This window comes from Lysinibacillus sp. NPDC096212, from assembly GCF_044763105.1.
Lineage (GTDB): Bacteria > Bacillota > Bacilli > Bacillales_A > Planococcaceae > Lysinibacillus.
Genome location: NZ_JBIWFQ010000003.1, coordinates 187,522 through 211,028, shown reverse-complemented (window position 1 = coordinate 211,028; position 23,507 = coordinate 187,522). Strand labels below are relative to the sequence as shown.

Here is a 23,507-nt window from a genome sequence, read left to right as displayed (position 1 = left end):
CCACTTTTTAAATGGTTTATCACCCAAACGTAGAGATGATAAATCATAAATTTATTTCTTAATTCCCTTACTATTCCATTTTTCATGTTGTAGTAGCCATTCCTTTCTCCACATCCCTCCTGCATAGCCTGTTAATGTTCCGTTTGAGCCAATAATTCGATGACAAGGAATGACGATGCTTAAGTGATTTTTGCCATTTGCACTTCCTACAGCCCTCACAGCTTGTTCATTGCCAATGGAAGCCGCAATTTTTTTATATGTTGCTGTTTCGCCGTAAGCAACACTTGTTAAAGCAGTCCAAACTTCTTTTTGAAAACTCGTTCCCTCAAAAGTATAAGAAAATGTAAACTCATGGCGCTTACCGATGAAATATTCATGTAGCTGTTGTTGACAATCTATAATAACCTGAGGTGTATCTTTTTGAGGAACATTTACTATTTGATCATGTTCAGAAAACATTATTGAATATACCTCTGTATCAGAACCTACTATTTCAATGATGCCGATGGGAGAGTTAAAATCTAATTTATATTGTTTCATCGTATAGAGACCTCCATAAATAAAAAGTGGCATAAGCCTCCCATTCTTTCCAATGTGTTGAAATGTTCTTGATTTCCTCAACAGTCGGCTTACGATTTAATGCTAATTGATTTTTTAAGGCATTATGAAGACCCACATCTGCAATAGGAAACGAGGTTGGATCTTGTATGCATTTCATCAGCACATAATCAGCTGTCCGTGCACCAACACCCCGAATTGACATTAAGAAATTTTTGCTTTCTAAAAAATCTTCCTGTTGAAGCAATTTTTCTTTTGTTAATTGTCCGTTTGTCATGATTTTTGCAATATTTATAATGTACTCAGATTTTCTAGCTGTAAATTGTAAGCTTCTTAAGTCGTCCACTTGAATAGCAGCAATTCTTTCAGATGTCGGAAACAGCCAATAGGATTCTCCTTCAAATGTTAAGCATTCTCCAAATTGTTCTACAAATCGTCTTTTTAATGTGTATGCGAATGTTAAATTAATTTGTTGTCCAATAATTGCCCATACGAGTGCTTCAAATAAATCTGGCATGCCTATTATTCGTAATCCATAGTATTTTTTAACGAGAGGCAGCAAAATTTTATCTTTTTGAGCCATTTCATAAAAACTGTGCAAATTTCTTTCTAAATCAAACCATTCACAAATGTACTGTACAATTTTTTCTAAGACTCTTTCAGATGGTGCGTGTATTGGAAATTCAACTTTGATACAATTTGATTGATATCCTATTTTACATAAAATATTTTGTCCATCCACTTGAAGCAATTTATATAAATAGCCGTCTTTTATTTGATGCAGCACCTCTTGCTTAGATCTATTTAAGAATATTAAACACTCAGTATAATTAAATGCTGCAGGTGTATTAATCACAATATAGGTTTCGTTATTGATCCAATTCATGTCCAACTCCTCACAAGGTTTCGATATTCACTTGGTGAACAATATTTTAAGTTCCGAAACACTTTATAAAAGTTTGATGGGCTTTGAAATCCAGCTTCATAGCAAACCTCAAGATTTGTATAGCTTGTATTTTTTAAAAAATATACGGCTTTATCTATTCTTATTTTTTCTAAATAAGCTCGCGGTGTTTCACCTGTTTCTTGTTTAAATAGGCGTTCAAGATGAAAAGGACTTATCCCTACAAAATTAGCAATATCCTGTAATGTTAACCGTTGTTTATACTCATTTATTAAATAGGTTGTTACTTTTTTGATGAGTTGAGTATGCGGAGAGAGTACCACTTCAGGCTGGCACCTTTTACATGCACGATATCCAGCACTCTCAACCTTTTGAATATCGTCGTAAAATTCTACATTTATTTTTTTCGGCTTTCGCGATTTGCATGAAGGACGGCAATAGATTTTAGTAGTCTTTACAGCCGTATAAAATAGCCCATCATATGTTTGATTACAGGCCATAATTTTCTCCCACATTTCCTCAAATGAAAGATTGATTTTGTTGTTCACTATTCCATCCCCTTTGCAGCCTATTTCTCATATAAAAACGCCGTATTTTGCTTTTCCAGTAATTGGCTAGATTTCATTTTTAAATAAGCTATTATTTTGTCTGATAGTGCATTGCCGAAGCTAAAACGTTTTACCCCTAATTCTTTAAGCTTATTACAATCCGTCAGTTCAGGTAAAGAAAGTAGATTAATGGGTGCATCTATATTCAAAGTTATTTCGCTTATCTCCTCATCATCTGTTAATCCTGGAATAAATATGCCACTTGCTCCGCTCTCCGCATAAGCCTTTGCTCTATTCATAGTTTCTATAAATGGATGCTGCATCAGAAAATACGTATCTGTTCTAGCATTAATATAGAAATTTTTATAACCGTGATTATCTAACATCGTTCTCATTTCTGCTAGAAGGTTACAATGCTCTTTTAAATTACGTAATCCCTTTTGTTTTTTGAGTGAATCCTCAATATTGATACCTGCAACACCAACATCTGCCGTCCTTAAAACATTTTCTAAAATTGTTTTCTGATCTTGTCCATATCCCGCCTCAATATCTGCGGAAACAGGTATTTTTACATTGTTTGCAATTGTTTTAATAATGGCTAAGTGTCGATCAAAATCAATTAACTCACCATCTTCATACCCTAGTGAATTGGCAATTCCCCAGCTTGTTGTACCAATTGCTTTGAAACCAACTTTTTCTAAAGTTAACGCAGATAATAAATCCCACGCATTTCCTATAAATAATAGTTCTTTAGCTGAATGTAGCTCATTAAATTCCTGAATTTTTGACATCATGATGCCTCCTTATTACTTATTAGCCATCATATTATCAGGAAAAACACATTCATTCGTCCTCATTCTTGCTCTTATGGTCTTTGAAAATAATTAAAGGATTCCTAACCGAATTATCTCTTTTTATTCGTAAAAATCCTAAACATAGAATAAAGTGTGATATATTTACATAATACTCTATTTTAAGAGCACCTTATTTTACCTTTCATCAGCATACTAGTAACTGAAGGATAGGAATTAGGATAGGATAGGAGAAAAAATACATGATGAAAAATAAAATTATAAAAACCAACCTGTTATTTTATTTTTTTATCGTACTCATATTTACTTTTACACAATTCAGCTTACCATGTCATGCTGCAGAACTATCAGAACCTATAAAATTGGGAAAGCATTATGATATTTTGCGTGATCCGTCAAAAAAAATTACGATCGATGATTTATTAAGTGGTACATACGACAATTCCTTTGTCACTAGTAAAGAGAATTATTTATTCTTTTGGCATACGAATGATACGATTTGGCTACGATTAGATGCCGATAAACTATTAACGGATAAACAGGAGTCATACTGGTTAGAGGTAACAGACAAGCTTGATAGCATTGAAATGTTTATAGTGAAAGAAGATGGATCCTATAGGGTTCAAAAGAGAGGCATTTCAAATATTGACGATCAAAAAATTCATTATCGCTCTAATTTATTTCAAATCCAAGACTCATCCGTCAAAGAAATTTATATAAAATTAGATGGCGAATTACCATTAAATTCAATTTCTTATCTTTTCACAACGGAAAGCTTTATCAATAAGATTATTGACTATAAATATTTAACAGGAATTTTTTATGGGTTCTTAGCAGCATTATTAATTTACAATTTATTTTTATTTTTTTCGTTAAAAGAAAAGACTTACTTTTACTATGTTTTGTATATGTTTAGTTTTATCCTCTATCAAGCCACATTGAATTCTTTAGATATTGAATTATTAGGACAACTTTTCCCTAAATGGTACTTTATAAAATCATCTGCAATAAGCGGCAATATATTACTTTTATTTATGATTCTATTTTGCAAAGAGTTTCTGGAACTAAAAAAATATTTACCTCGATTCTACAAAATCGGAAATCTACTATTATGGATCACTATACTTTCATTAATTGCTTCATTCTTTGTCCCTGATGTTACGATTACAAATAATTTTACAATTATTTTTGCTGTATTTGTCTTTATTTTTCTTTGGTTATCAGGAATATTTGTGTTGTTAAAAGGTCAGAAAATGGCTCGATTTTATATGGTAGGTTGGACTGTTCTGCTTGGTTCCATTATTGTACAAGCATTGGCCTTTTTAAGTTTAATTCCATTTCATCCATCTATATTTGAAAGAGTTCCTGCAGCAGGTGCTATTTTTGAATCTATATTTTTATCATTAGCATTAGGCGATAAAATCAATATTATTAAAAAAGAACATCAAGAAATGCAACAAACGCTAAATGAAACGCTCGAACATAAAGTAAAGGAACGAACACAAGAGCTAGAAAGAGCAAAACTTGAGCTTGAAAAGTTAGCAAATACAGATCGCCTAACTAAAATTCCAAATCGTGTAAAGTTAGATGATGTGTTAGAAGAAGCACTTCAACACGCTCAACATCAAGAGGTTCCGTTCTCTATTATTCTACTAGATATTGATTATTTTAAAGAAGTAAATGATGGATTTGGCCATCAAGTAGGCGACTTAGTTTTAATGAGCGTAGCAGAGATCTTGCAAAATACGATTCGAGAACAAGATACAATTGGAAGATGGGGTGGCGAGGAGTTTTTAGTTATTTGTCCTCAAACTACATTAGATGATGCTGTAAAGCTTTCTGAAAAGCTTCGTCAACAATTAGAAAATCATCAATTCCCTGTTGTTCAACGAAAAACTAGTAGCTTCGGTGTAACTAGCTACGTAGATGGTGATACTCGAAATACATTATTATCAAGATGTGATAAAGCGTTATATCAAGCAAAAGAACGAGGCAGAAACTGTGTTGAATTTTTAATAGATGATGGTAATGTCTCCTCTTTGTTATAAAAAACAAAAGAAGCGTCAATGACAATTTTCTTGTCTTGACACTTCTTTTTCAATTATTCGATTACGTCAGATGAGTATCTGCGGATGTGTGAGGGTTTAACATCTTGAGGAATTGGATTTTGATAAACCTCATTTCCTAAACGTTCTTTTAACTCTTGCTTTGCTTGTTCAATTAATTCCGGTTGTGCCAGCATCGCAGCAGCAGTGGCAGCCATAACTTTCCCAGCATGAAGCATTCCTTTATGAGCAATAGATGTCGTACCTGTAGCAACGGCCTGCCAAGAATGCAGTTGTGTCCCTTGTGCATGACATGTCGTTGTACATTGTGCAGTTGGGACAACCCAGCTTACATCCCCCACATCTGTTGAGCCTGGCATCGTGATAGATGTAAATGCTTTATTGTAAGGGAATAACGTTGTTGATAATGCCGTATCCTTTTCCTTTGCAAGTAGCTCTCTAAATACTGGAATAGCGGCCAGACCTCCTCCATTCTTTTCCTGCTCAGAAAGAGTCTTTCTAATCTCTTTAGCAAATTCATAATCTTGTTCACTAAATTGTGGCGTACCAAGTTGTGTAAACTGTTCAAACATTATTTGCTGCATTGTATGGTTTGGAACTAGATTAGAGCATGCTTTGTCAAAGATGATTTCAACATTTGTACCTGTCATTAATGTGGCACCCTCAGCAATCTTACAGACACGATCATAAATTTCATTGACTTGGCTTGTCTTTGGTGCACGTACTAAATAAAGTACACTTGCATCTGCTTGTACAATATTCGGTGATAATCCACCTGTATTTGTCACTGCATAGTGCACACGTGCTTCTGGAATTATATGCTCACGAAGATAGTTAACTCCCACATTCATAAGTTCAACGGCATCCAGTGCACTGCGACCTAAATGAGGTGCCTGAGCTGCATGGGCAGAACGTCCAGTAAACTTAAAGGAAGCTTGAACATTTGCTAAGGAGCTCGTACACATCATTAAATTATGGTCAGCAGGATGCCAGCATAAAGCAAAATCTACATCATTAAAAAGGCCTGCACGGACCATTAATGTTTTACCAGATCCACCTTCTTCTGCTGGACAGCCATAAAATCTGATTGTACCAGGAATATTATGTTTTTCCATGTAATCACGTAAAGCTACTGCAGCTGCAAAGGATCCTGTACCCAGAAGATTATGTCCACAACCGTGACCATTTCCCCCTTCTTGAATAGCAGCTTTTATTGCTGCCCCTCCTTCTTGACTTAAGCCAGAAAGTGCATCATATTCTCCTAAAAAAGCAATAACAGGTTTCCCACTTCCGTAGCTGCCAATAAAAGCCGTTTCTAGGTCAGCCACCCCTTTTTCAACTTGAAAATCTTCACTTTCCAATGCCGTGCATAATAATTCTGCAGATTGAAATTCCTCAAAACGAATTTCGGCAAAATTCCAAATTTTATTGCTAATATCTATTAATTTATCTCGCTTATATTCAATTATTTTAGATATTTCATTTATATAAGAATTAGACATAACCCTTCACTCCATTTTTTATTTTTATTAAACTGTTTGATTTGTAGTTATTGATGTTTTAGTTCTTAAAGTTGTCGCTGTTAGAATAGGAATTATAACCATAACCATTAAGAACAAGAATGCTGCTGAATAAGATCCATTGAATAGTGAGATGATGTACCCCATTATAGATGGAGATATAGCACCAGCTATCTGACCACCAAAATACATAAACCCTGTTGCCGTTCCAATAACATCATGTGAGAAATATTTAAGTGGTAAAGTTAGTATCGTTGTTGTAGCAAACAAGCAGCCCGCCAATGTTAAAGCTTGAAATGTTACAATCATCGTAATTGAAGATGCATTCGTCATGAAAAATAAACTAATGCCTGCAATAAAAGCACCAAACATAATTAAATATTTCTCTTTACCAACAGCAAATTTATCAATTAGCCAGCCTGTAAGCATTACAGCAATTAATGCTGCTAACGCAGGAATTATTGCTAGCGCTCCCATCGAAACCATATCTAAATTTTTTGCCTTTACCATATAAGTCGGCATCCACGATGTAAGTCCCCAATTGACAATACTGACGCCAAAGTACATCAACATTAACTGCCAGAGCATAGGCATTTTTAATAATTTTTTTAGTGGCACTTTCACTTTAATAGACTTTGCCTCTTCTTTGTATTGAGTGTCTGGCTTTAATAAAAAATAAAGGACAATCGTTAATAGGAATCCTAAAACACCAAAAATAAAGAATAAATTTCGCCAGCCAATAGAAATTATTAAAGTTGCAGCTACAATAGTCGAAATCATACTACCAACAGTAGTAGCAGCTGTAAGCGTTGACTTTGCACGACCTCGTTCTGATTTTGGGAAATTGTCAGCAATTGCTAATGAGCTAGCAGCAGGAAAACTTCCTTCGCCAATCCCAAAGAGTAGCCGAATCGCAATAAGTGATACAAATGACCATGCAAAGCCAGTCAAAATCGTGAAAATAGACCACAATAAAACCGAAATAAGAATCATACGTCTTGCCCCATATTTATCTGATAAATATCCCCCAACTAACTGCATCACTGCATAACTCATGAAAAAGACACTGATAATTAACCCTGCTTGCGTCTCATTTAAACTAAACTCCTCCGCAATTGGAATAATTGCTACATTCATAGATAGCTTATCCAAATAATTCACAATCCAAGTTAAAAATAAAATCCCAAGAATTATGTACTTCTGCTTACTTGTGTTAGATCTTTCCAATAAGAGTCCCCCTTGCGTTTATTTTTGGACATATTAAAGACTGTCTTTAAATGATTATAGAGGATGCTTATGAAAAAAATCAACAAAATTCAAAAAATATGCTTCAATATTGCTATAAGATGCAAATGTCAAATATACTAGAGCTAATAGAAAAATCTAGGAGGAGAATGCAATTTGATTCGAATCGGTGTGATTGTAGCGCATAATTCACTACAAGATGTTTTACCAATTAAAGAACAATTAAAAGAACGCTGCGAATTAACTTTTTTTACATATAAAAAGCTTTCTGAAATTAAACCATTATATTTAGAAAACTATTTATTTTTTGATGCGGTAGTTATGAACGGTCTAGCCCATTTAGTATTGCAAAGCTCAAATGTTATTTATCAAATACCCACCTATTACTACATGGCAAATGAGCGAGATTTTTATAAAAAGCTATTTCATATCAGTAGAAAATATTCTAACTTGGACTTTTCTAAGGTGACATTTGACTTTAGTGGATATACAGATTTAATTAAATTAGAGGAGTTATATTTAAAAAATGAAGAAGCACATATTATCCATTTAGATATTACGGATAATTTTTATGAGGAATTATTAGAAAGACATATCGAATTAAATAGATCTGGAAAGGTAGATCTATCTATTACTGCTTTTAGTAATATATTAGACAAGCTTTCTAAGCAAGGTGTGAACGTAGAGCTTATCACAGCATCTCCAGAAACGATTTTAGAAGTATTTGAAAAAGTTATTTCAGAGGTCCGACATAAACAATTATCAGAAAGTATTATAGCGATTGGTGAGATAACAGGTGATGCTTTGGTTCCTTCTAAAATAGAAAATACAAATGCAGAATTTAATCAAAGCTTGTTGCATACTTCACTATTGGAATATAGTAAAAAAAATCATTTAACGATGATTATACAAAAACAAAGTGTTCATTTTGAAATTTTCACCTCTCAAAAGGAATTACTAATGATGACAAATAATTTTTCACAAGATGCATTAGTAGAGGCTTTATCTGAAAGCTTACCCTTTACTTTTCATATTGGGTGGGGAATTGGTCAAAACATTGATGAAGCTCGGAAAAAGGCACATATCGCCAATCACGAAGCTCATCAACAGGAAAAGCCATCCTTTATTATTACTGAAAGTGGTCAACTAATAAATCCAAATACAGAGGAAAAAGTTGTTTTACAAATGACAGAAGAAACTCCTGAGCTACAACGCTTAAGTGAAAAATTAAATATTTCCCTCCTGTTAATCCAAAAGATTCTATCTGTCATTGAAAAAACAAATACAAATGAATTATCCTCTGCTGATATTGCCTTACATTTAGATATCACCATCAGAAGCTCTAATCGCATACTGAACGAGCTTGAAAGTAAAGGCGTCGCTGAATTAATTTATAAAAAGCATGAAAAACTTCGCGGCAGACCAAAGAAATTTTATAAGATTAACTTTCATCAAGGTGAATCGTAAAAAGATTGTTGTACTTAAATAGCATATCGCCCTCGTAGTCGCGTCCGTGCGTCGAGGGCATTCTTTGTGAGTCCATTTTTTTCAGATTTATAGCCTTTTTGTTTTTGCTCCTCTTGTTGCACTATTCGCTCGGGTTGCCCTACTTATCGCACCACTCAACACTCTATTCGCTCAGGTACTCATACTTTTTACTCAACTCCCAGCTTTCTTTGCCCAAGCACTACTTTTTGGGCTAAATTTCCCTTTCTCTAATCCTCAAAAAATAGAACAGCGACCTGTAAAAATGTTGATTCAATCAATGAATTAACCATTTTAATTTGGCTAGGCATGTTTACAAATATTCCAAATAATTAGACAAGTTATGACGCGGAGGTAGCAACCAAAATTGTGATGAACTATATATCTCAGATAGTACAACGCTAACTTATCTAGTTTCCAAAACAAAAACAATTAACAAAAATAGTCATAGATAATATAATTAATATGAATATTTCTATAAATGGTTTCACTACTTATTTTTTCAAAAAGTCAATTACACCATTCTATCCCTTTAACTAGTTTGTTAAGGGGATTTGTATTTTCTCTTCCCCTTCCTCTTACTTTATTATCTCTGTTTTCTTTAATTTTAATTTATGTTTTTGTGTGCTCGTCTTAATTTCAATGATCCAAACAATAAGAGACTCCCAATTATAGCAATGATTAAAATAGCAGTTGTTATTAAATCGTCAAACATTTGATTTTTATAGTAAAATGTCTTTCCACTGAGCGCTAAGAACACTTCATTCAGTGGTATATGATTGATAATACTATTTAATAAGATGAAGAAAAAGAAACACATTTGATTGATTATACTTCCTAGTTTAGACCAACTACTACGTAATAGAAGACTGGAATCTTTAAATGAATCAGTTGCATCATAAGCAAGGCGATTTAATCTTACAGCCTGTAGTGATGAAAAGAAACCTATAAGGAAACCACCAATTGAGATTGTCCACGGTATCACAGTTAGTAAAATTCCTAAAACAAAAGCGATATTGATTACGGAAAGTGGATCATATTGTTTAAAATAACTTATGATTTTATTTCCTATAAATAATGAAAATATAATACCTAATCCATATGGCATATAAATATTGTAAATCGCGAAAGTATTACTTTTTTGCGATAATGCAAAAAAAGTACCATACAGTAGATAAAAATTAACTACCATACCTTGGATAAAGGAAAAAAAGTAAATAAACTTCGGTAATCGAAGGTGAATTTTTGATTTTGTAATCATTAAAGTAAGAACCGTCATTGTAATCAGGATACTTACAATTAATAATACGGTAAGAATTTGAAAATTCGTTTCACGGGTAGCTTTTATAACAAAAAGTAATAAAGTGAATAAAATAAATAATATAAATGATGATGCTGAAAAACGAGAAGAATGCAGTATGGCAATCGGGTATTTCGGCATATGTCTTAATGAAATATAGCATATTGAAAGAACAACCCCATAAATTACAAAAGCTAAACTTGGATGATTAGAGTTAGCGGTAAATAAAATTAACGGAACAATTATTATAATAGTTAGTAACGCGAATAAATAATGCTTTGATTTCATTGTAGTTCTAAAAAAGTGCTTTTCATGATATTGAGTTGTTGTGTAGAGTGGCAACAAAATACTCACTGCAATTCCCATAAAAACAGCAGATAGCTCAATCCAAATTGTTGAAAATGGTGCTAAAGATCCACATATTGTTCCGATAATTGCGAGGATAAGAAAACCTAACAATAATTCGCGGGTGTTTACCTTTTTCCTGAATGAGTTAATAAGAAAAGTACCTGTGTTTTGGAAAGCGTAAAAGATAATAAGCGGAAACCAACCATTCAAAATTGTATTGTAAGTATTACCAATAATAGTAAAAAGAAAATAAGGCAAAAATATTATGGTATTCATAATGGCATATGTAAAGTAATTGTATTTAGTCATAAAACCAACCTCTTTTACAGTTTATATTTTCCTACTTTATAGTGTTTATATTAGCATGAACTTTTGAGATAGGTTATACGAGACACCATCAAGCCTGATTTCATTCGTATCAAGTGGTTCACCCTGATCTCGACCCTTCTAGAGGATTGTCTCATTTGTACATTCATAAAAAGCACGCAACTCCTTCTCATTCATATAAGTAAAGAGTAACATCTTTGTATAAGATTTGAGCAGTATTGCATCCGTTCCAAGATGCCAGGCACATACGAAAAAACCCCTTTTAGCAAAACTGCTAAAAGGGGTTCCAACTATTTCTGCCAATTATTAAGTTCCTTTAACAACTCAGGTAGCTGCAATTTCTTAACATCAATCGGTGGTAACGCCTTGATAAATTCCTTACCATACGACTTTGTTGAAATGCGGCGGTCTAAAACGATAAAGGCTCCTTTATCCTTGGATGAACGGATTAAACGACCAAAGCCTTGTTTAAAACGCATGATGGCTTCTGGTAGTGATAGCTCATTGAAGGAGTTGCGACCTTGTGCTGTAATATGCTTTGCGCGCGCCTTAAATACAGGCTCTTCTGGTGAGGAGAACGGCAGACGTACAACGATAACCGACGCAAGTGCGTCACCCGGAACATCTACACCTTCCCAGAAGCTGTTTGTACCAAAAAGAACGGCATGGCTAAATTTTTGGAATGATTTCAGGATTCGCATACGACTACCACCCGTTACACCTTGTGCAAAGAGCATATAGTCATCAAGGAGTTCACTATCTTGAATAAGCTCCACTGTTTTTCGTAGCATGTCCTGAGCGGTAAATAGGACAAAACAACGTCCTTCTGTCATCCGCACTGTACGTGTAATGGCTTGGGCGACCGCTTCAATATATTCATCCTGTGATACATGTTGAATATCGGGCATATCTGTGACAATAAATGCCTTCGCTCCTGCATAATAGGATGGTGGCGCTTGTAGCTTTATTACTTTCACACTATCGGAAATACCGAGTTGACGCGTCACAAAGCGCTCATTGCCTGGTACAGTCAAAGTACCAGAAGTCCATACTATGCTTGCCTGCTTACGAAGTGGTGCAAGTACTTTTTCAATGATCGGCGTGACATTAACAGGCTTTTTAAAGACTTGTAAGCTCCCTGGAACACTCCGTAAATCAAATTCTAACCACACTGAATTATCATCCTGTGACGATAGGAAAATTTCCTCCCATTCAGCGATTTTTACTTTTAATTCACGGATCCAATAATGCCATTCTGATAATATATAGAGCTCATTTTTATCTAATTGCTCAATATTATTTTCAAAAGCCTGTCCTACTTCTGTCGCAAGATCAAGCCACTGCTGTGTGAGCTTACTTACTTGCAAAAGCGGTTCTTTTGCGAGCGATACATCCTCAAAAAATAAAGTGCATTTACTACTAGCTTGTTTCCCTTTTATTTGTTGCTGCATTTTTTGCACGGCTCGCTGAATAGTTTCATCGAATGTCCGTTGCAGGCGTATAAATTGTGCGTCTAGTCGTTGCAAGCTTTGCATAGAAACGCGTTGTTTTTTCTTAGCTGCCTGACTAAATTGCTGGAACAAAGCAGTTTCCTCCATCGTTCCTACTTGACCGAAAATATACTTCCACTGCGTATAGGAGAAGACTACTTCGTCCTGCTGCATGGCAGATTGTATAAATTGATGTGCTTCGTCAATGATCCAACCGTCAATTTGTGTAAAGATCGGTGTTTGACGGACTAAATCACTGAGTACCATAGAATGATTAGTTACAATACAATCCGCAAATTCACTATTTTTTAACGCTTGTTCATAGAAATCAAAGCCCTTCGAAGGTTTTTCATCAGGCATTTTGCGGATTTTCTCTAAAAATAGTTGTCCACCACCAGAAACATTGAGCTCACTTAACACACCTGTTTCTGTTTTAGTCAGCCAAACGAGAATCTGCAAAATCGTAAATGTATCATCATAAGTTTCATCAGCATAAGCCATACATTGCTCAAAGCGTGCAACGTCAATATAATGCTGCATGCCTTTAAGAACAGCAATATTTACTTTAGTGCCAAGGATTTTTTCAATCTTCGGTAGCTCTTCTTCAACAAGCTGCTCCTGCAAGTGTGACGTATATGTGCTAATCGCAATTTTTTTATCGACTGCTCGAGCATATAAAATCGCGGGAAGTAGATACCCCGCTGTTTTACCAATGCCTGTTGATGCCTCTATAACGCATTCCCTTTTGTCATTGAGCGCCTGCCAAATAGTATCCATCATTTCGAATTGTGCCGGTCGTTGCTCAAAATTTGGCATCACCTTTGTCATTAATGATGTTTTGTCAGCTGCTGTTTGTGGATATGATACAATTCCCGCATTATTTGGATGCTTTTTTCGTCCATCACAAATAGCCAAATTGCGATAGTAGGAGACATTCTCATTAGCCGTTACATGCTGTCTTTTAATTTGAAGAGCTTCAAAGAAAAGTTGGGATAAATTTGATTTCAATCTGAATGAACGTTTATGCATTTGTTCAAGAGTTAGCTGAGGGAGACAGAGTAGCTCCTTCCAGCAATGTTTAAAGAGTTCAGCAGTTGCTCGTGCATCGTCATCTGCCCGGTGTGCATTTGTTAGCTCTATATTTAAATCTGCCGCTAAATCACCTAGCTTAAAGCTCAGTGACATTGGGAACAATATTTTGGCAAGCTCAACTGTATCCATCTTTTTACCCTGCCATTTTGGTAAACCTGCACGCTTAAACTCTGCTTGTAAAAAGGATAAGTCAAAATCCGCATTATGCGCGACAAATACACAATCAGCAAGCAGTTCATATATGTAGTCGGCATGTGCCTCAAACGGCAAGGCATCCTTTACATCCTCATCCGTAATATGCGTTAAATCCTGAATGAACGTTGGGATAGCTTTACCTGGATAAATAAACTTCGTAAAGGTCTGCTCAATTTTCCAATCTTTCATAATAACAATTGCTATTTGAATCATTCGGTCCCCATTTGCTGGTGAATGACCAGTCGTCTCTAAATCAACAATTGCATATTTTTGACTTTCCATCATACATCTCAACTCACAGTTCACATTAGATAGATGAATTTTATCACATATTTGGCTCTACGGCATCCCTTCGCCTTTTAGTTTGGACACAAAAAAGAAGCATGTACAACTTGTACACGCTTCCTCTCTATTACATCACCGTTGCTTCTGGCTCATAGGTAATCATTTCTTTAATTGTATTGCCTTCGCCCATAATAGCTACTGTTGGCTTATGATCTTTTGCCTCTTCGTTATCTACGTACACATAAGAAATTATAATCACAATATCTCCACGTTGTACTAGGCGTGCTGCTGCACCGTTCACACAAATAACGCCTGATCCACGTTCCCCTGCAATAATATATGTTTCAAAGCGTGCGCCATTGTTGTTATTAACGATATGCACTTTTTCGTTTGGAAGCATCCCTACTGCATCTAAAATATCCTCATCAATCGTAATAGATCCAACATAGTTTAAATCTGCTTGTGTCACTGTAGCACGGTGGATTTTACTGTTCATCATCATTCGTAACATATTACAATCCTTCTTTCACATTAAAGATACAATTATCAATTAAACGAGTTTTACCAATATAAACGGCTACAGCTAAAAGCACTTGCTCCGTCTCAGCAGTTGCAGGTATTAAATCTGGATACGCTAATAGTTCAATATAGTCGATGTGGCCGTGTGTACGTGCTGCAATGTGTTCCTTTGCTTTAGCAAGCGCATTCGCAACATCACCATTCGCTAAAAAACTATCACGAGCAAGCTGGAGCGATTCATTAATTGCCGGTGCCTCAAGACGATCCACTTCACTTAAATAAACATTACGAGAGGATTTCGCTAAACCGTCCTCCTCCCGCACAATAGGTACTACTCGCATTTCCAAAGGGAAATTAAAATCGCGTACCATCGTAGCAATAATAGCAACCTGCTGCGCATCTTTTTGTCCAAAATAAGCTCGTGTCGGCTGTGCTAGGTGAAATAATTTTGATACGACCTGTAAAACGCCATCAAAATGTCCTGGACGGCTCGCCCCACAAAGAATGGTTGCCTGTTCACCCGCATGAATACGAATACCACCATCATGCGGATACATTTCTTCAACGCTCGGTGCGAAAATAATATCTACACCGACAGACTCTGCTAAAGCAGTATCCCGTGGCAAATCACGTGGATAGCTTTCAAAGTCTTCGGCTGGCCCAAATTGTGTTGGGTTAACAAAGATACTCATAACGACTAAATCATTTTCGGCATGAGCTGTTTTCGCTAGTGTTAAATGACCCTCATGTAAATAACCCATTGTTGGAACGAGTCCAATTGTTTTTTGAGCTTGCTTAGCTGCTTGAATTTCTACGGCTAATGCTTGGATTGTAGTGACGACTTTCATTACTTTACGCCCCCATATAGCTGATCCAATGCTTCCTCTTTCATTGTGAAGGAATGCTTCGGCGCAGGGAATGTACCTGTCTTTACCGCTTCTACGTAACTAGCAATTCCACTGCTTGCTTCTTGACCCATATTAGCAAACTGTTCCACAAATTTTGGTACATGATGTGAACCGTAGCTTAACATGTCATGATAAACCAACACTTGCCCATCAGCCTCAACACCAGCTCCAATACCGATCGTTGGAATAATAAGATTAGCAGATACCATCTCTGTTAGCTGATGCGGAATACATTCTAAGACGACTGCACATGCTCCAGCCTCTTGACATTTTTTTGCATCTTCAATGAGTTTCGTTGCCTGTTCAGCTGTTTTCCCCTGAACTTTGTAACCACCAAGCACTCCTGCTGATTGAGGTAGTAAACCTAAATGAGCTACCACCGGAATGCCAGCTGACGTTAATTTACGAATTGCTGGTAGAACATCGTCTGCACCCTCTAACTTTAGTGCATCTGCTCCTGTTTCTTGCATCATGGATACTGCCGTTTTTAACGTCTCATGTACATCACCATGGTATGAACCAAATGGCATATCCACAACAACAAACGTATCCTTTGCCCCTCGGCGCACTGCTTTTGCGTGGTGAACCATATCGGCTACTGTTACTGGCATTGTAGAATCATAGCCTAGTACGACCATACCTAGTGAATCTCCCACTAGAATCATGTCGACGCCTGCTTCCTCGGCAAATTTTGCAGCAGGATAATCATATGCAGTAAGCATAACGATTTTCTCACCTGCTGCCTTCATCTTTAAAAAATCTGAAGTTGTTTTCATCATGTAGTCCTCCTTTTTTAAGGAAAGAAAACAGAAAAACCCCTCTGTTCCTAAAATGGACAGAAGGGTAGTGTTTCGTTCGTCATCAAAAATCACCTCTCGTTGTTGTGTAGAGGCCATAACTTAATAAAGGGATACGGAAACAAATCTCTTTGAGAGAATTGCCCATTCCAATGAATCAAGTTATATTTTTGAACGCTTGTTTTCTTCCGTCCCTGTCATTAAAAGATCAAGGCAGATATTTATTGTAAATAGTTCTTACGTTTTTGAAGGTGCCGTTCACAAAAGGATACTGCCCTTCGCAAATACTATAACAGATTCCCCTAGTAATCTTCAAATATTATTTTCTAATAATTACGATCAATAAATATTACTAAATTCAAACCATTCGTTTCTGAAAGTTTGATTTTCGATAAACTTCATACACTGTAAATAGAAACAGGGCAAATAAAAATGTGAATAAACCAGATGTTACATTTGTAACTGGTACAAAGACGACATCCCAAAATGAATTAATTAAAGCGTGGAAAATAATACAGAGAAAAATACTTTTAGTGGAGAGGTAAATGATTGTCAATAAAAAGGATAGTGCTAAAGCTGTTAGAGAAAACCATAGGAAGTTCATGTTCATTTGGTTTGATCCAATGACGAACCATAATGGCAAATGCCAAACTGCCCAAATAACGCCCACAATAATTGTACTTGTGAAAGGAGACCATCTTTTTTGTAATGTAGGCTGTAAAAAACCACGCCAGCCAATTTCTTCTAGTCCTCCACCAATAATCATGATTGGCAATTCAAGTAACGCCAGATACATTGGATTCTCCATAGTCGCTCCACCCCATAGAGTTGGTAAAAAACACGCCGCAAATGCGAATCCGATTGCAAATAGGTACCATGAAACAGGAAGCTTAGGATTTTTCACATTATGGATAAATGATTTGAACTCTTCTTTAGTCGAATATTTCTTTTTCAACCAAATCTCACAAATTGCAGGAGTAATGCCGCCGAGAATAAATAATATCATTGATATTGCATTGCCAAACTCCAGTAAATTTAGCTGTGTTAACAAAGCTAAACTGCCCCATATTATCCAAGACGTAGCAAAGGTATAAAATAGAAATCTTCTTATCTCTACTCCCAACTTTAATCCTCTCCTTCTTTCGTACCCAATAGTAATAATACGGATTTGCAAAGTGTATTCATCAATCGAATCTCATCAAACTGCACTTGATCATTTGAGAACATTCCGTAACATTTTTGCAAGACAACGTCTCTCACAATGCCACCAATGGATGTCATCATAAAAGTAGATAAATCCTCTATCGATATCTCAAGCTGAAAACATCCTGAAGAAATACCCTTATGGATTGAATGAAAAATTTGTTGCATCAAATATTGCCCACTTTCATTTTCCACAATGTTCGATAAAATTTTCTTTTCTCTTTCTGGATTGTTAGCAAATAAAATCGTAAGCTCAAATTGAATTTTGCCAACTGTTGATACGTTTTCCTTCATGTACTCTCCAAGAAAACTAAATAATTTAATGATTGTTTTTGAGGGAGAGTTACTCGCACCCGTAATTCCATCGATAATATGTTTATAGTCTGCGTTAGCATTTACTTGATTAATAACATCAACAAGTATTTCATCCAAGTCTGAATAATAACGATAAATCCCACCTTGACTTACTCCTGACGCTTTAATAATATCCCTCATCGTAATGTCATAGAGCGGCTTCACTTTACATACTGCTATGGCTGCTTCTAAAATGCTGTTTTTCTTTTCCTGTACATATTCATGGCTTACCTTTGGCATTATCTTTACCTCCAAACATTTAAAATGACACCATTGTCATTTTATCGTAATTCATATACCTTTTATTGTCAATTTAAAAATGACACTACTATCATTTTTAATTTCCGTTTGAACTTTTTTAATAAAGTTTGACAATTCAATGTGATATGTAATATACTTCCACCATACTATACGACGTATAATATAAAATCTTGTATAGGTAATACATTGTGAGGTGAGAGAAGATGACATTTCAACTTGGCTCAGCTTTACTTGACGCTTGTGTACTCGCCATCGTCGATAAAGAGGATGCTTATGGTTACTCATTAACACAGCAAATACAATCCGTGATGGATATATCAGAATCTACGCTGTACCCAGTATTACGTCGTTTACAAAAAGCAAATTGCTTAACAACCTACGATCAGCCCTACCAAGGCAGAAATAGACGCTATTACCAAATTACTGATCAAGGTCGAATCCGATTACTGGAACTATTAAAAGAATGGCAACAGTATAAAGAAATGGTTGATTGTGTACTTATAGGAGGGAAATATGATGAATAGAGCAAGCTATTTGAAAAAGCTACGGGGGAAATTACAACGTCTTCCAGCGCATGAGATTGATGCTGCGCTTGCCTATTATGAGGAATATTTCGATGAAGCAGGAGAGGAAAACGAACAGCGGGTCATTCAACAACTAGGCTCCCCTTCTCATGTTGCATCACAAATAATGGCGGACTATGCATTAAAGGATTTAGAAGCAACTTCAAATTCAAATTCAACTTCGACTTCGACTAAGAAGAATATGTCTGCGATTTGGCTTATCATTCTAGCAATAATATCTGCCCCACTTTCTTTACCGCTACTTGTAGTTGCTATAGCACTTATTTTCTCATTTGGAGCAGTTATATTCAGCGTTATCATCGCAATTATCGCAACTGTACTTGGTATCTTTTTCGGTGGAATCGCTGCACTTATTTCAGGCTTCTTCATTTTAACTCAGGACTGGCCAACAGCATTACTCTTTATGGGTGTTGGCTTTATCGTAACAGGTTTGGGCATCCTACTTTTCCCAATCGTTACACGTTTGATCAAAACAATCGTTGTTGTTTGTGTTGAAGCATTAGGTAAACTATTCCATAAAATAACGAAGAAGCGGAAGGAGGGATACTAATGACGTCCCGACATACCCATATTGCCATTACTATGATCGCTTTAGGCGTACTGTTAGCTCTAGTTGGTTTTTTCTCCGGTGGGAAATGGAGTTTTGTCATAAATGATGAAGGTATCCAACTGCCTGAGAACAATAAACTAGTAAACAATTCCTATAAACTAGATGATTTCACTAATCTCAATATTATCAATCACTATGGAGATGTTGAAATTATTACTAGTGATCGTTATACACTAGAAACAAATGTTATTAAAGATGATGATGTGACGTACAGTATTAAAGATAAGACATTAACTGTTGAAACAAAGAGTAAGAAGAAGAATGGTTTCGAATTCGGATTTTTCAGCTTCAGTACTCCTTCCATCAAAATCTATGTTCCTTCAGATGTAAAATTGAAAACCGTTGTCCTTGATAGTAATTTTGGAGATATAACCATTCGTGGTCTAAATTATCAAGAGTTAAATCTTATTGAAGATTTTGGAGACATACTATTGAAAGACACTACTGGTGATAAAACAGAAATTACACAATCATTTGGTGATATGAAGCTACAACAATTTTCAAGTAATGGCTTCGTTGCTGAAAGTGAACATGGTGATATTAACATAGATGGAACATTAAATGGTCAATCCACTATTACATCTGACTTCGGAGATACTACACTTCATTTACAAAATAAAAAAAGTGAACTTGGCTATGAATTAGAAACTGACTTCGGGGATCTTACAGTTGATAAGAAAGATCAAAACAGCAAGGTAACGCAATCTTATAACGGTGATAACCAGTTAAAAGTAACACTTTCTTACGGTGACTTACAATTAATGTTAAAGTAAAGGGCTTTGGCAAAACGAGGAGTTGATTTCCGTTCCGGCTAGGCGCTTTGTCGCTGACGCTTCGCTTTCGCACAGAAAACATTTGTCGCTGACGCTTCGCTTTCGCACAGAAAACATTTGTTGCTGACGCTTCGCTTTCGCACAGAGCAAAGCTTCCTGGGGCGTACGATGAGCCGCTTCTCTTTCGCTCCAAGAGCAGATAAATGATAATGATTAGAAATTTTCATCAGAGCAATCGATTCTTGTAAGTGAAGGCAATAACCGAGGTGAATCAGGTCAGTTACGCCGTCATCTTGGAGATAAAATTCGATTTATGAGGTGATCATTATGAAAATTAGAAAAGCAAACATTAAAGATGCTCAAGGTATCGGAAAAGTACATGTTGACAGTTGGCGAACGACTTATAAAGGCATTCTTCCAGATGATTTTTTGAATAACTTATCTTACGAGCAGCGAACAGAGTTATGGAAGAGGAATATTTCAGATGCTACGAATTATGTACTGGTAGCGGAAAATGAACAAGGTGAAATAATTGGCTTTGCAACTGGTGGCACACGAAAAACTAATTCAGTACCCAATGCAACTGATTTAACATCTATCTATCTTTTAGAAGAATATCAAGGAATGGGAATCGGGAAGCAACTACTCAAAGAAGTATTCGCCTATTTTAAACAAAAAGGATACGAAAAAGTATTTGTTGAAGTATTAGCAGAAAATAAAACACGTGATTTCTATGAATATTATGGTGCACAATATGTCAATAACGTAGAAATTAAAATTGGTGGAAAAATAGTAGAAGAGCTTATTTATGTATGGAATGATATTGATGGGGTTACAAATGGGGCTTTGAAATAAAGTCGTACCGTTTATGAAAATTGTACCATTTTAAGTAAATTAATACTGTTTATAAAAAAGTTGCACCGTTTAACTCCTTTGGATGTACTTTGTCTAAAGGAGATTTTCATGAAATAACGACCTCTCATAAAATTGACATTTTGCGAAAAATATAAACTCATATACAGAAATGGGAGAGGAATCATTAATGAAAAAGTTAATAAGTACAATTTTAAAAACAGTTATCTTTTTTATTGGATGGGCAATTTTAATTTCTTTTACGCCTGATATACAAACAAATAATCAGGCAGTATTACGATTATGGTGGGAATTCGTACCACTTGCTTTAGTAGTTTTATTATCTATTATTTTTGTTTCAGTAATAGAAAAGGGTAAAATTAAGATCCCCATAGCTTCAAGATTCTTTAAAAATTCTCTAATAGGTGTTGTAATGGGTATCTTATGGTTGGGTAGCTTGGTAGCTGTCCTTTTACTTACAAAGACATTAAATATACATGGCAAAACAATATTGATTACATATGGATTTGGATTTTGGCATCATTATTGAATGTTGTAATGCAAGAATTGTTGATGAGAGGTTATCCATATCAATTATGGAAGCATAAATATAATGTAATTGTGGCAACCTTTTTAACTACTCTTTTATTTTCTGCGATGCACAGTGGAGCATTTGAAGCAGGTATTATCCCAGTGCTCAATGTTATTTCAATGAGTATACTTGTAACATTACTATTAGAATACACAGGCACAATTGTAGCACCTATAATTGCTCATTTCACTTGGAATACAATTGGAGCGATTATATTTGGCGGTGTTTCTTTGGCAAGTGATTATCCAAATCTCTTAAACAGTACGTTTCAAGGAAATCCATTACTATCAGGTGGCATCTATAAAATTGAAGGCAGTATTATTGTCTTAATTGTTAATTTAATTCTAATTACATACTTGTTCATATTAAATAAAAGAATGTCTAGCTAAAAATTAAATCATCAAATATATAAAAGAACGTATATTCTCTGATTGAAAATATACGTTCTTGTTTAATTAAAAACAGATAAGCAAGTACTCACGAGTATGCTAGTACTCTATGCTCTATGCTCTACAAAATTTTTATATCTCCAGAATAAATTGTTCGGACAGTGCCATCATCCTCTGTTAGCTGTAGTACACCTTCGTCCGTTATTCCACTGGCAATGCCTTCAAAGCGCCCGCGTAAAGTCGTTACTTCAATACGTTGTCCAATAGTACATGACATTTGTTCCCATAGCTTTTTAATGCTAGCAAAGCCCTCCTTCACGTATAAATCCGTGAATTGTTCTAAATATTGAAGAATAGATGCAACGAGGGCTGCACGATTAATTTCCTCACCCGCTTCTAAACGTAAAGATGTAGCTATATCAGCAATTTCTGGGGAGAAATCTGATTCGACTTGGTTTGCATTAATACCTATGCCTACTAGCAGTGCTTGTACACGGTCTGCCTCAGCCTGCATTTCTGTTAATATACCGGTACATTTTTTACCTTTAATGAGCAAATCATTTGGCCATTTAATGGCTGGTTCAATTTGTTTATATAATGTTTTAATAGCCATCGTAACCGCAACTGCTACGACAAGCGTATACGATGAAGCTTGCTGAGGCGTAACATCCGGTCTCACAATAACGGTCATCCAAATACCTGTACCATTTGCAGATTCCCATGGACGCGCCATACGACCACGACCAGCAGTTTGCTCCTCCCCGATTATAATCGTGCCATGCGGAGCGCCTTCCTGTGCAAGCTTATGTGCGATGGTTTGTGTTGAATCTACAACATCAAAATAATGAATTTCACGTCCAAAACGCTCCGTATTTAAAAATAGTTCAATTTGTGTTGGACTTAAGCTATTTGGCACACCAGTCAGTACATAGCCCTTTTTCTTAACCGTTTCAAATGTATAGCCTTCCTCCTGTAACGATTGCATATGTTTCCATATAGCTGTACGTGATACTCCAAGGGAATCTGCTAGCTCCTGACCCGAAACCGCTTCACCATTAGCAGCTAATATTCTTTTTAAAATTTCATCCTTCATAGAAATACTCATGCTATCAATCCTTTATTAAACTCTGCTATATTTTTATGCTTACATAATTTTGATTCAATTGTATTAATCATACTGTAAATTATGACAATTGACCACAATCTATCATCAAATATCTTTTAGCTACTAGTTATTCATTATTTTTAACTCTCTTGGAATCACCGTCATAACAAGTGGTTGATTTCCGTTCCGACTAAGCGCTTTCCTGGGACGTCTAAGCCGCTAATCCCTAAGGAGCTGCCCAGCCTCCACTACAATCGACTTATACTCATGGTAAGCATTTTAACAAATGCAACTTTTGGTGATAAGCTAAAAATATGATAGCACCAAAAATGGAGCCAAATTAATAAGGAGCCGTCTCATTCATTTTTTGAGACGGCTCCTCTTT

22 protein-coding genes are annotated in these 23,507 nt (G+C 35.7%); 8 read left to right on the top strand and 14 right to left on the bottom strand.

Annotated features, from left to right (window positions below; genetic code table 11):
• Positions 1-51: 51 nt before the first annotated feature.
• Genes ACIQ7T_RS04440 through ACIQ7T_RS04425 form a run of 4 tightly spaced genes read right to left on the bottom strand, consistent with a single transcriptional unit; the run spans position 52 to position 2,801 of the window.
• Positions 52-540, bottom strand: a complete 489-nt coding sequence (locus tag ACIQ7T_RS04440) for a methylated-DNA--[protein]-cysteine S-methyltransferase (protein ID WP_402868831.1) — start codon at positions 538-540, stop codon at positions 52-54.
• Positions 527-1,444 (bottom strand): DNA-3-methyladenine glycosylase family protein, encoded by a 918-nt coding sequence (locus ACIQ7T_RS04435; protein WP_402868829.1) that lies wholly within the window; start codon positions 1,442-1,444, stop codon positions 527-529. Before ACIQ7T_RS04435 ends, ACIQ7T_RS04440 begins: the two co-directional genes overlap by 14 nt.
• Entirely contained in the window at positions 1,441-2,010 is a 570-nt protein-coding gene (locus tag ACIQ7T_RS04430) for a bifunctional transcriptional activator/DNA repair enzyme AdaA (protein WP_370082705.1), read from the bottom strand. The genes ACIQ7T_RS04435 and ACIQ7T_RS04430 overlap by 4 nt, the downstream gene beginning before the upstream one ends.
• A gap of 20 nt (positions 2,011-2,030) precedes the next feature.
• Positions 2,031-2,801, bottom strand: coding sequence for an isocitrate lyase/PEP mutase family protein (locus ACIQ7T_RS04425; protein ID WP_370082703.1), 771 nt, complete (start codon positions 2,799-2,801; stop codon positions 2,031-2,033).
• Positions 2,802-3,064: 263 nt separating this feature from the next.
• Between ACIQ7T_RS04425 and ACIQ7T_RS04420 the strand changes: the two genes are divergently transcribed.
• Entirely contained in the window at positions 3,065-4,870 is a 1,806-nt protein-coding gene (locus tag ACIQ7T_RS04420) for a sensor domain-containing diguanylate cyclase (RefSeq protein ID WP_370082701.1), read from the top strand.
• A gap of 53 nt (positions 4,871-4,923) precedes the next feature.
• Here ACIQ7T_RS04420 and ACIQ7T_RS04415 read toward each other — a convergent pair whose 3' ends face one another.
• Positions 4,924-6,390, bottom strand: a complete 1,467-nt coding sequence (locus ACIQ7T_RS04415) for a M20 family metallopeptidase (RefSeq protein WP_402868827.1) — start codon at positions 6,388-6,390, stop codon at positions 4,924-4,926.
• 27 nt (positions 6,391-6,417) lie between these two features.
• The gene (locus ACIQ7T_RS04410) at positions 6,418-7,635 is read right to left on the bottom strand and encodes an MFS transporter (RefSeq protein ID WP_402868825.1); all 1,218 of its coding nucleotides are present in this window, start codon (positions 7,633-7,635) and stop codon (positions 6,418-6,420) included.
• 174 nt (positions 7,636-7,809) lie between these two features.
• Here ACIQ7T_RS04410 and ACIQ7T_RS04405 point away from each other — a divergent pair, with 174 nt between their 5' ends.
• Positions 7,810-9,120, top strand: coding sequence for a hypothetical protein (locus tag ACIQ7T_RS04405; protein ID WP_370082695.1), 1,311 nt, complete (start codon positions 7,810-7,812; stop codon positions 9,118-9,120).
• 625 nt (positions 9,121-9,745) lie between these two features.
• Here ACIQ7T_RS04405 and ACIQ7T_RS04400 read toward each other — a convergent pair.
• The 7 genes from ACIQ7T_RS04400 to ACIQ7T_RS04370 form a co-directional block, all read right to left on the bottom strand.
• Positions 9,746-11,095: a hypothetical protein gene (locus ACIQ7T_RS04400; protein WP_370075835.1), complete on the bottom strand. Its 1,350-nt coding sequence runs from the start codon at positions 11,093-11,095 to the stop codon at positions 9,746-9,748.
• A 308-nt stretch (positions 11,096-11,403) separates the two neighbouring features.
• The gene (gene dinG / locus ACIQ7T_RS04395) at positions 11,404-14,175 is read right to left on the bottom strand and encodes an ATP-dependent DNA helicase DinG (protein ID WP_402868822.1); all 2,772 of its coding nucleotides are present in this window, start codon (positions 14,173-14,175) and stop codon (positions 11,404-11,406) included.
• A gap of 127 nt (positions 14,176-14,302) precedes the next feature.
• Entirely contained in the window at positions 14,303-14,686 is a 384-nt protein-coding gene (gene panD / locus ACIQ7T_RS04390) for an aspartate 1-decarboxylase (RefSeq protein WP_370075839.1), read from the bottom strand.
• Position 14,687: 1 nt separating this feature from the next.
• The gene (panC, locus tag ACIQ7T_RS04385) at positions 14,688-15,542 is read right to left on the bottom strand and encodes a pantoate--beta-alanine ligase (protein ID WP_370075841.1); all 855 of its coding nucleotides are present in this window, start codon (positions 15,540-15,542) and stop codon (positions 14,688-14,690) included.
• A complete protein-coding gene (panB, locus tag ACIQ7T_RS04380) occupies positions 15,542-16,378 on the bottom strand; it encodes a 3-methyl-2-oxobutanoate hydroxymethyltransferase (protein WP_370075843.1) in 837 nt (278 codons plus the stop codon). The genes panC and panB overlap by 1 nt, the downstream gene beginning before the upstream one ends.
• A 379-nt stretch (positions 16,379-16,757) precedes the next feature.
• Entirely contained in the window at positions 16,758-17,522 is a 765-nt protein-coding gene (locus ACIQ7T_RS04375) for a CPBP family intramembrane glutamic endopeptidase (RefSeq protein WP_402868819.1), read from the bottom strand.
• A 2-nt stretch (positions 17,523-17,524) separates the two neighbouring features.
• Positions 17,525-18,196 carry a TetR/AcrR family transcriptional regulator gene (locus ACIQ7T_RS04370; protein WP_370075847.1) on the bottom strand — a complete coding sequence of 224 codons (672 nt, stop codon included), beginning with the start codon at positions 18,194-18,196 and terminating at the stop codon, positions 17,525-17,527.
• Between the two features lie 224 nt (positions 18,197-18,420).
• On the opposite strand from ACIQ7T_RS04370, the gene ACIQ7T_RS04365 reads away from it, so the two are divergent.
• From ACIQ7T_RS04365 to ACIQ7T_RS04340, 6 genes are all read left to right on the top strand, one after another.
• On the top strand, positions 18,421-18,741 hold the full coding sequence (locus tag ACIQ7T_RS04365) for a PadR family transcriptional regulator (RefSeq protein WP_370075849.1): 321 nt from the start codon (positions 18,421-18,423) through the stop codon (positions 18,739-18,741).
• Entirely contained in the window at positions 18,734-19,351 is a 618-nt protein-coding gene (locus tag ACIQ7T_RS04360; RefSeq protein WP_402868817.1) for a DUF1700 domain-containing protein, read from the top strand. Before ACIQ7T_RS04365 ends, ACIQ7T_RS04360 begins: the two co-directional genes overlap by 8 nt.
• Entirely contained in the window at positions 19,351-20,184 is an 834-nt protein-coding gene (locus ACIQ7T_RS04355) for a DUF4097 family beta strand repeat-containing protein (protein ID WP_402868815.1), read from the top strand. Before ACIQ7T_RS04360 ends, ACIQ7T_RS04355 begins: the two co-directional genes overlap by 1 nt.
• A gap of 327 nt (positions 20,185-20,511) precedes the next feature.
• Complete coding sequence (locus ACIQ7T_RS04350; RefSeq protein WP_402868814.1) at positions 20,512-21,039, top strand: GNAT family N-acetyltransferase; 528 nt, start codon at positions 20,512-20,514, stop codon at positions 21,037-21,039.
• A gap of 187 nt (positions 21,040-21,226) precedes the next feature.
• Positions 21,227-21,586: a hypothetical protein gene (locus ACIQ7T_RS04345; RefSeq protein ID WP_370075857.1), complete on the top strand. Its 360-nt coding sequence runs from the start codon at positions 21,227-21,229 to the stop codon at positions 21,584-21,586.
• Entirely contained in the window at positions 21,571-22,017 is a 447-nt protein-coding gene (locus ACIQ7T_RS04340; protein ID WP_402868812.1) for a CPBP family intramembrane glutamic endopeptidase, read from the top strand. Before ACIQ7T_RS04345 ends, ACIQ7T_RS04340 begins: the two co-directional genes overlap by 16 nt.
• A 121-nt stretch (positions 22,018-22,138) precedes the next feature.
• On the opposite strand, the gene ACIQ7T_RS04335 is transcribed toward ACIQ7T_RS04340, so the two are convergent.
• Positions 22,139-23,122, bottom strand: a complete 984-nt coding sequence (locus ACIQ7T_RS04335; protein WP_402868811.1) for a biotin--[acetyl-CoA-carboxylase] ligase — start codon at positions 23,120-23,122, stop codon at positions 22,139-22,141.
• Positions 23,123-23,507: the final 385 nt, after the last annotated feature.

Coding starts and splice junctions, on each gene's coding strand:
- ACIQ7T_RS04425 (WP_370082703.1), bottom strand. CDS start 2,801: ATGTCAAAAATTCAGGAATTTAATGAGCTACATTCAGCTAAAGAACTA.
- ACIQ7T_RS04355 (WP_402868815.1), top strand. CDS start 19,351: ATGACGTCCCGACATACCCATATTGCCATTACTATGATCGCTTTAGGC.
- ACIQ7T_RS04360 (WP_402868817.1), top strand. CDS start 18,734: ATGAATAGAGCAAGCTATTTGAAAAAGCTACGGGGGAAATTACAACGT.
- ACIQ7T_RS04420 (WP_370082701.1), top strand. CDS start 3,065: ATGATGAAAAATAAAATTATAAAAACCAACCTGTTATTTTATTTTTTT.
- panD (WP_370075839.1), bottom strand. CDS start 14,686: ATGTTACGAATGATGATGAACAGTAAAATCCACCGTGCTACAGTGACA.
- ACIQ7T_RS04350 (WP_402868814.1), top strand. CDS start 20,512: ATGAAAATTAGAAAAGCAAACATTAAAGATGCTCAAGGTATCGGAAAA.
- ACIQ7T_RS04415 (WP_402868827.1), bottom strand. CDS start 6,390: ATGTCTAATTCTTATATAAATGAAATATCTAAAATAATTGAATATAAG.
- panB (WP_370075843.1), bottom strand. CDS start 16,378: ATGAAAACAACTTCAGATTTTTTAAAGATGAAGGCAGCAGGTGAGAAA.
- dinG (WP_402868822.1), bottom strand. CDS start 14,175: ATGATGGAAAGTCAAAAATATGCAATTGTTGATTTAGAGACGACTGGT.
- ACIQ7T_RS04440 (WP_402868831.1), bottom strand. CDS start 540: ATGAAACAATATAAATTAGATTTTAACTCTCCCATCGGCATCATTGAA.
- ACIQ7T_RS04370 (WP_370075847.1), bottom strand. CDS start 18,196: ATGCCAAAGGTAAGCCATGAATATGTACAGGAAAAGAAAAACAGCATT.
- ACIQ7T_RS04335 (WP_402868811.1), bottom strand. CDS start 23,122: ATGAGTATTTCTATGAAGGATGAAATTTTAAAAAGAATATTAGCTGCT.
- ACIQ7T_RS04400 (WP_370075835.1), bottom strand. CDS start 11,095: ATGACTAAATACAATTACTTTACATATGCCATTATGAATACCATAATA.
- ACIQ7T_RS04365 (WP_370075849.1), top strand. CDS start 18,421: ATGACATTTCAACTTGGCTCAGCTTTACTTGACGCTTGTGTACTCGCC.
- ACIQ7T_RS04435 (WP_402868829.1), bottom strand. CDS start 1,444: ATGAATTGGATCAATAACGAAACCTATATTGTGATTAATACACCTGCA.
- panC (WP_370075841.1), bottom strand. CDS start 15,542: ATGAAAGTCGTCACTACAATCCAAGCATTAGCCGTAGAAATTCAAGCA.
- ACIQ7T_RS04345 (WP_370075857.1), top strand. CDS start 21,227: ATGAAAAAGTTAATAAGTACAATTTTAAAAACAGTTATCTTTTTTATT.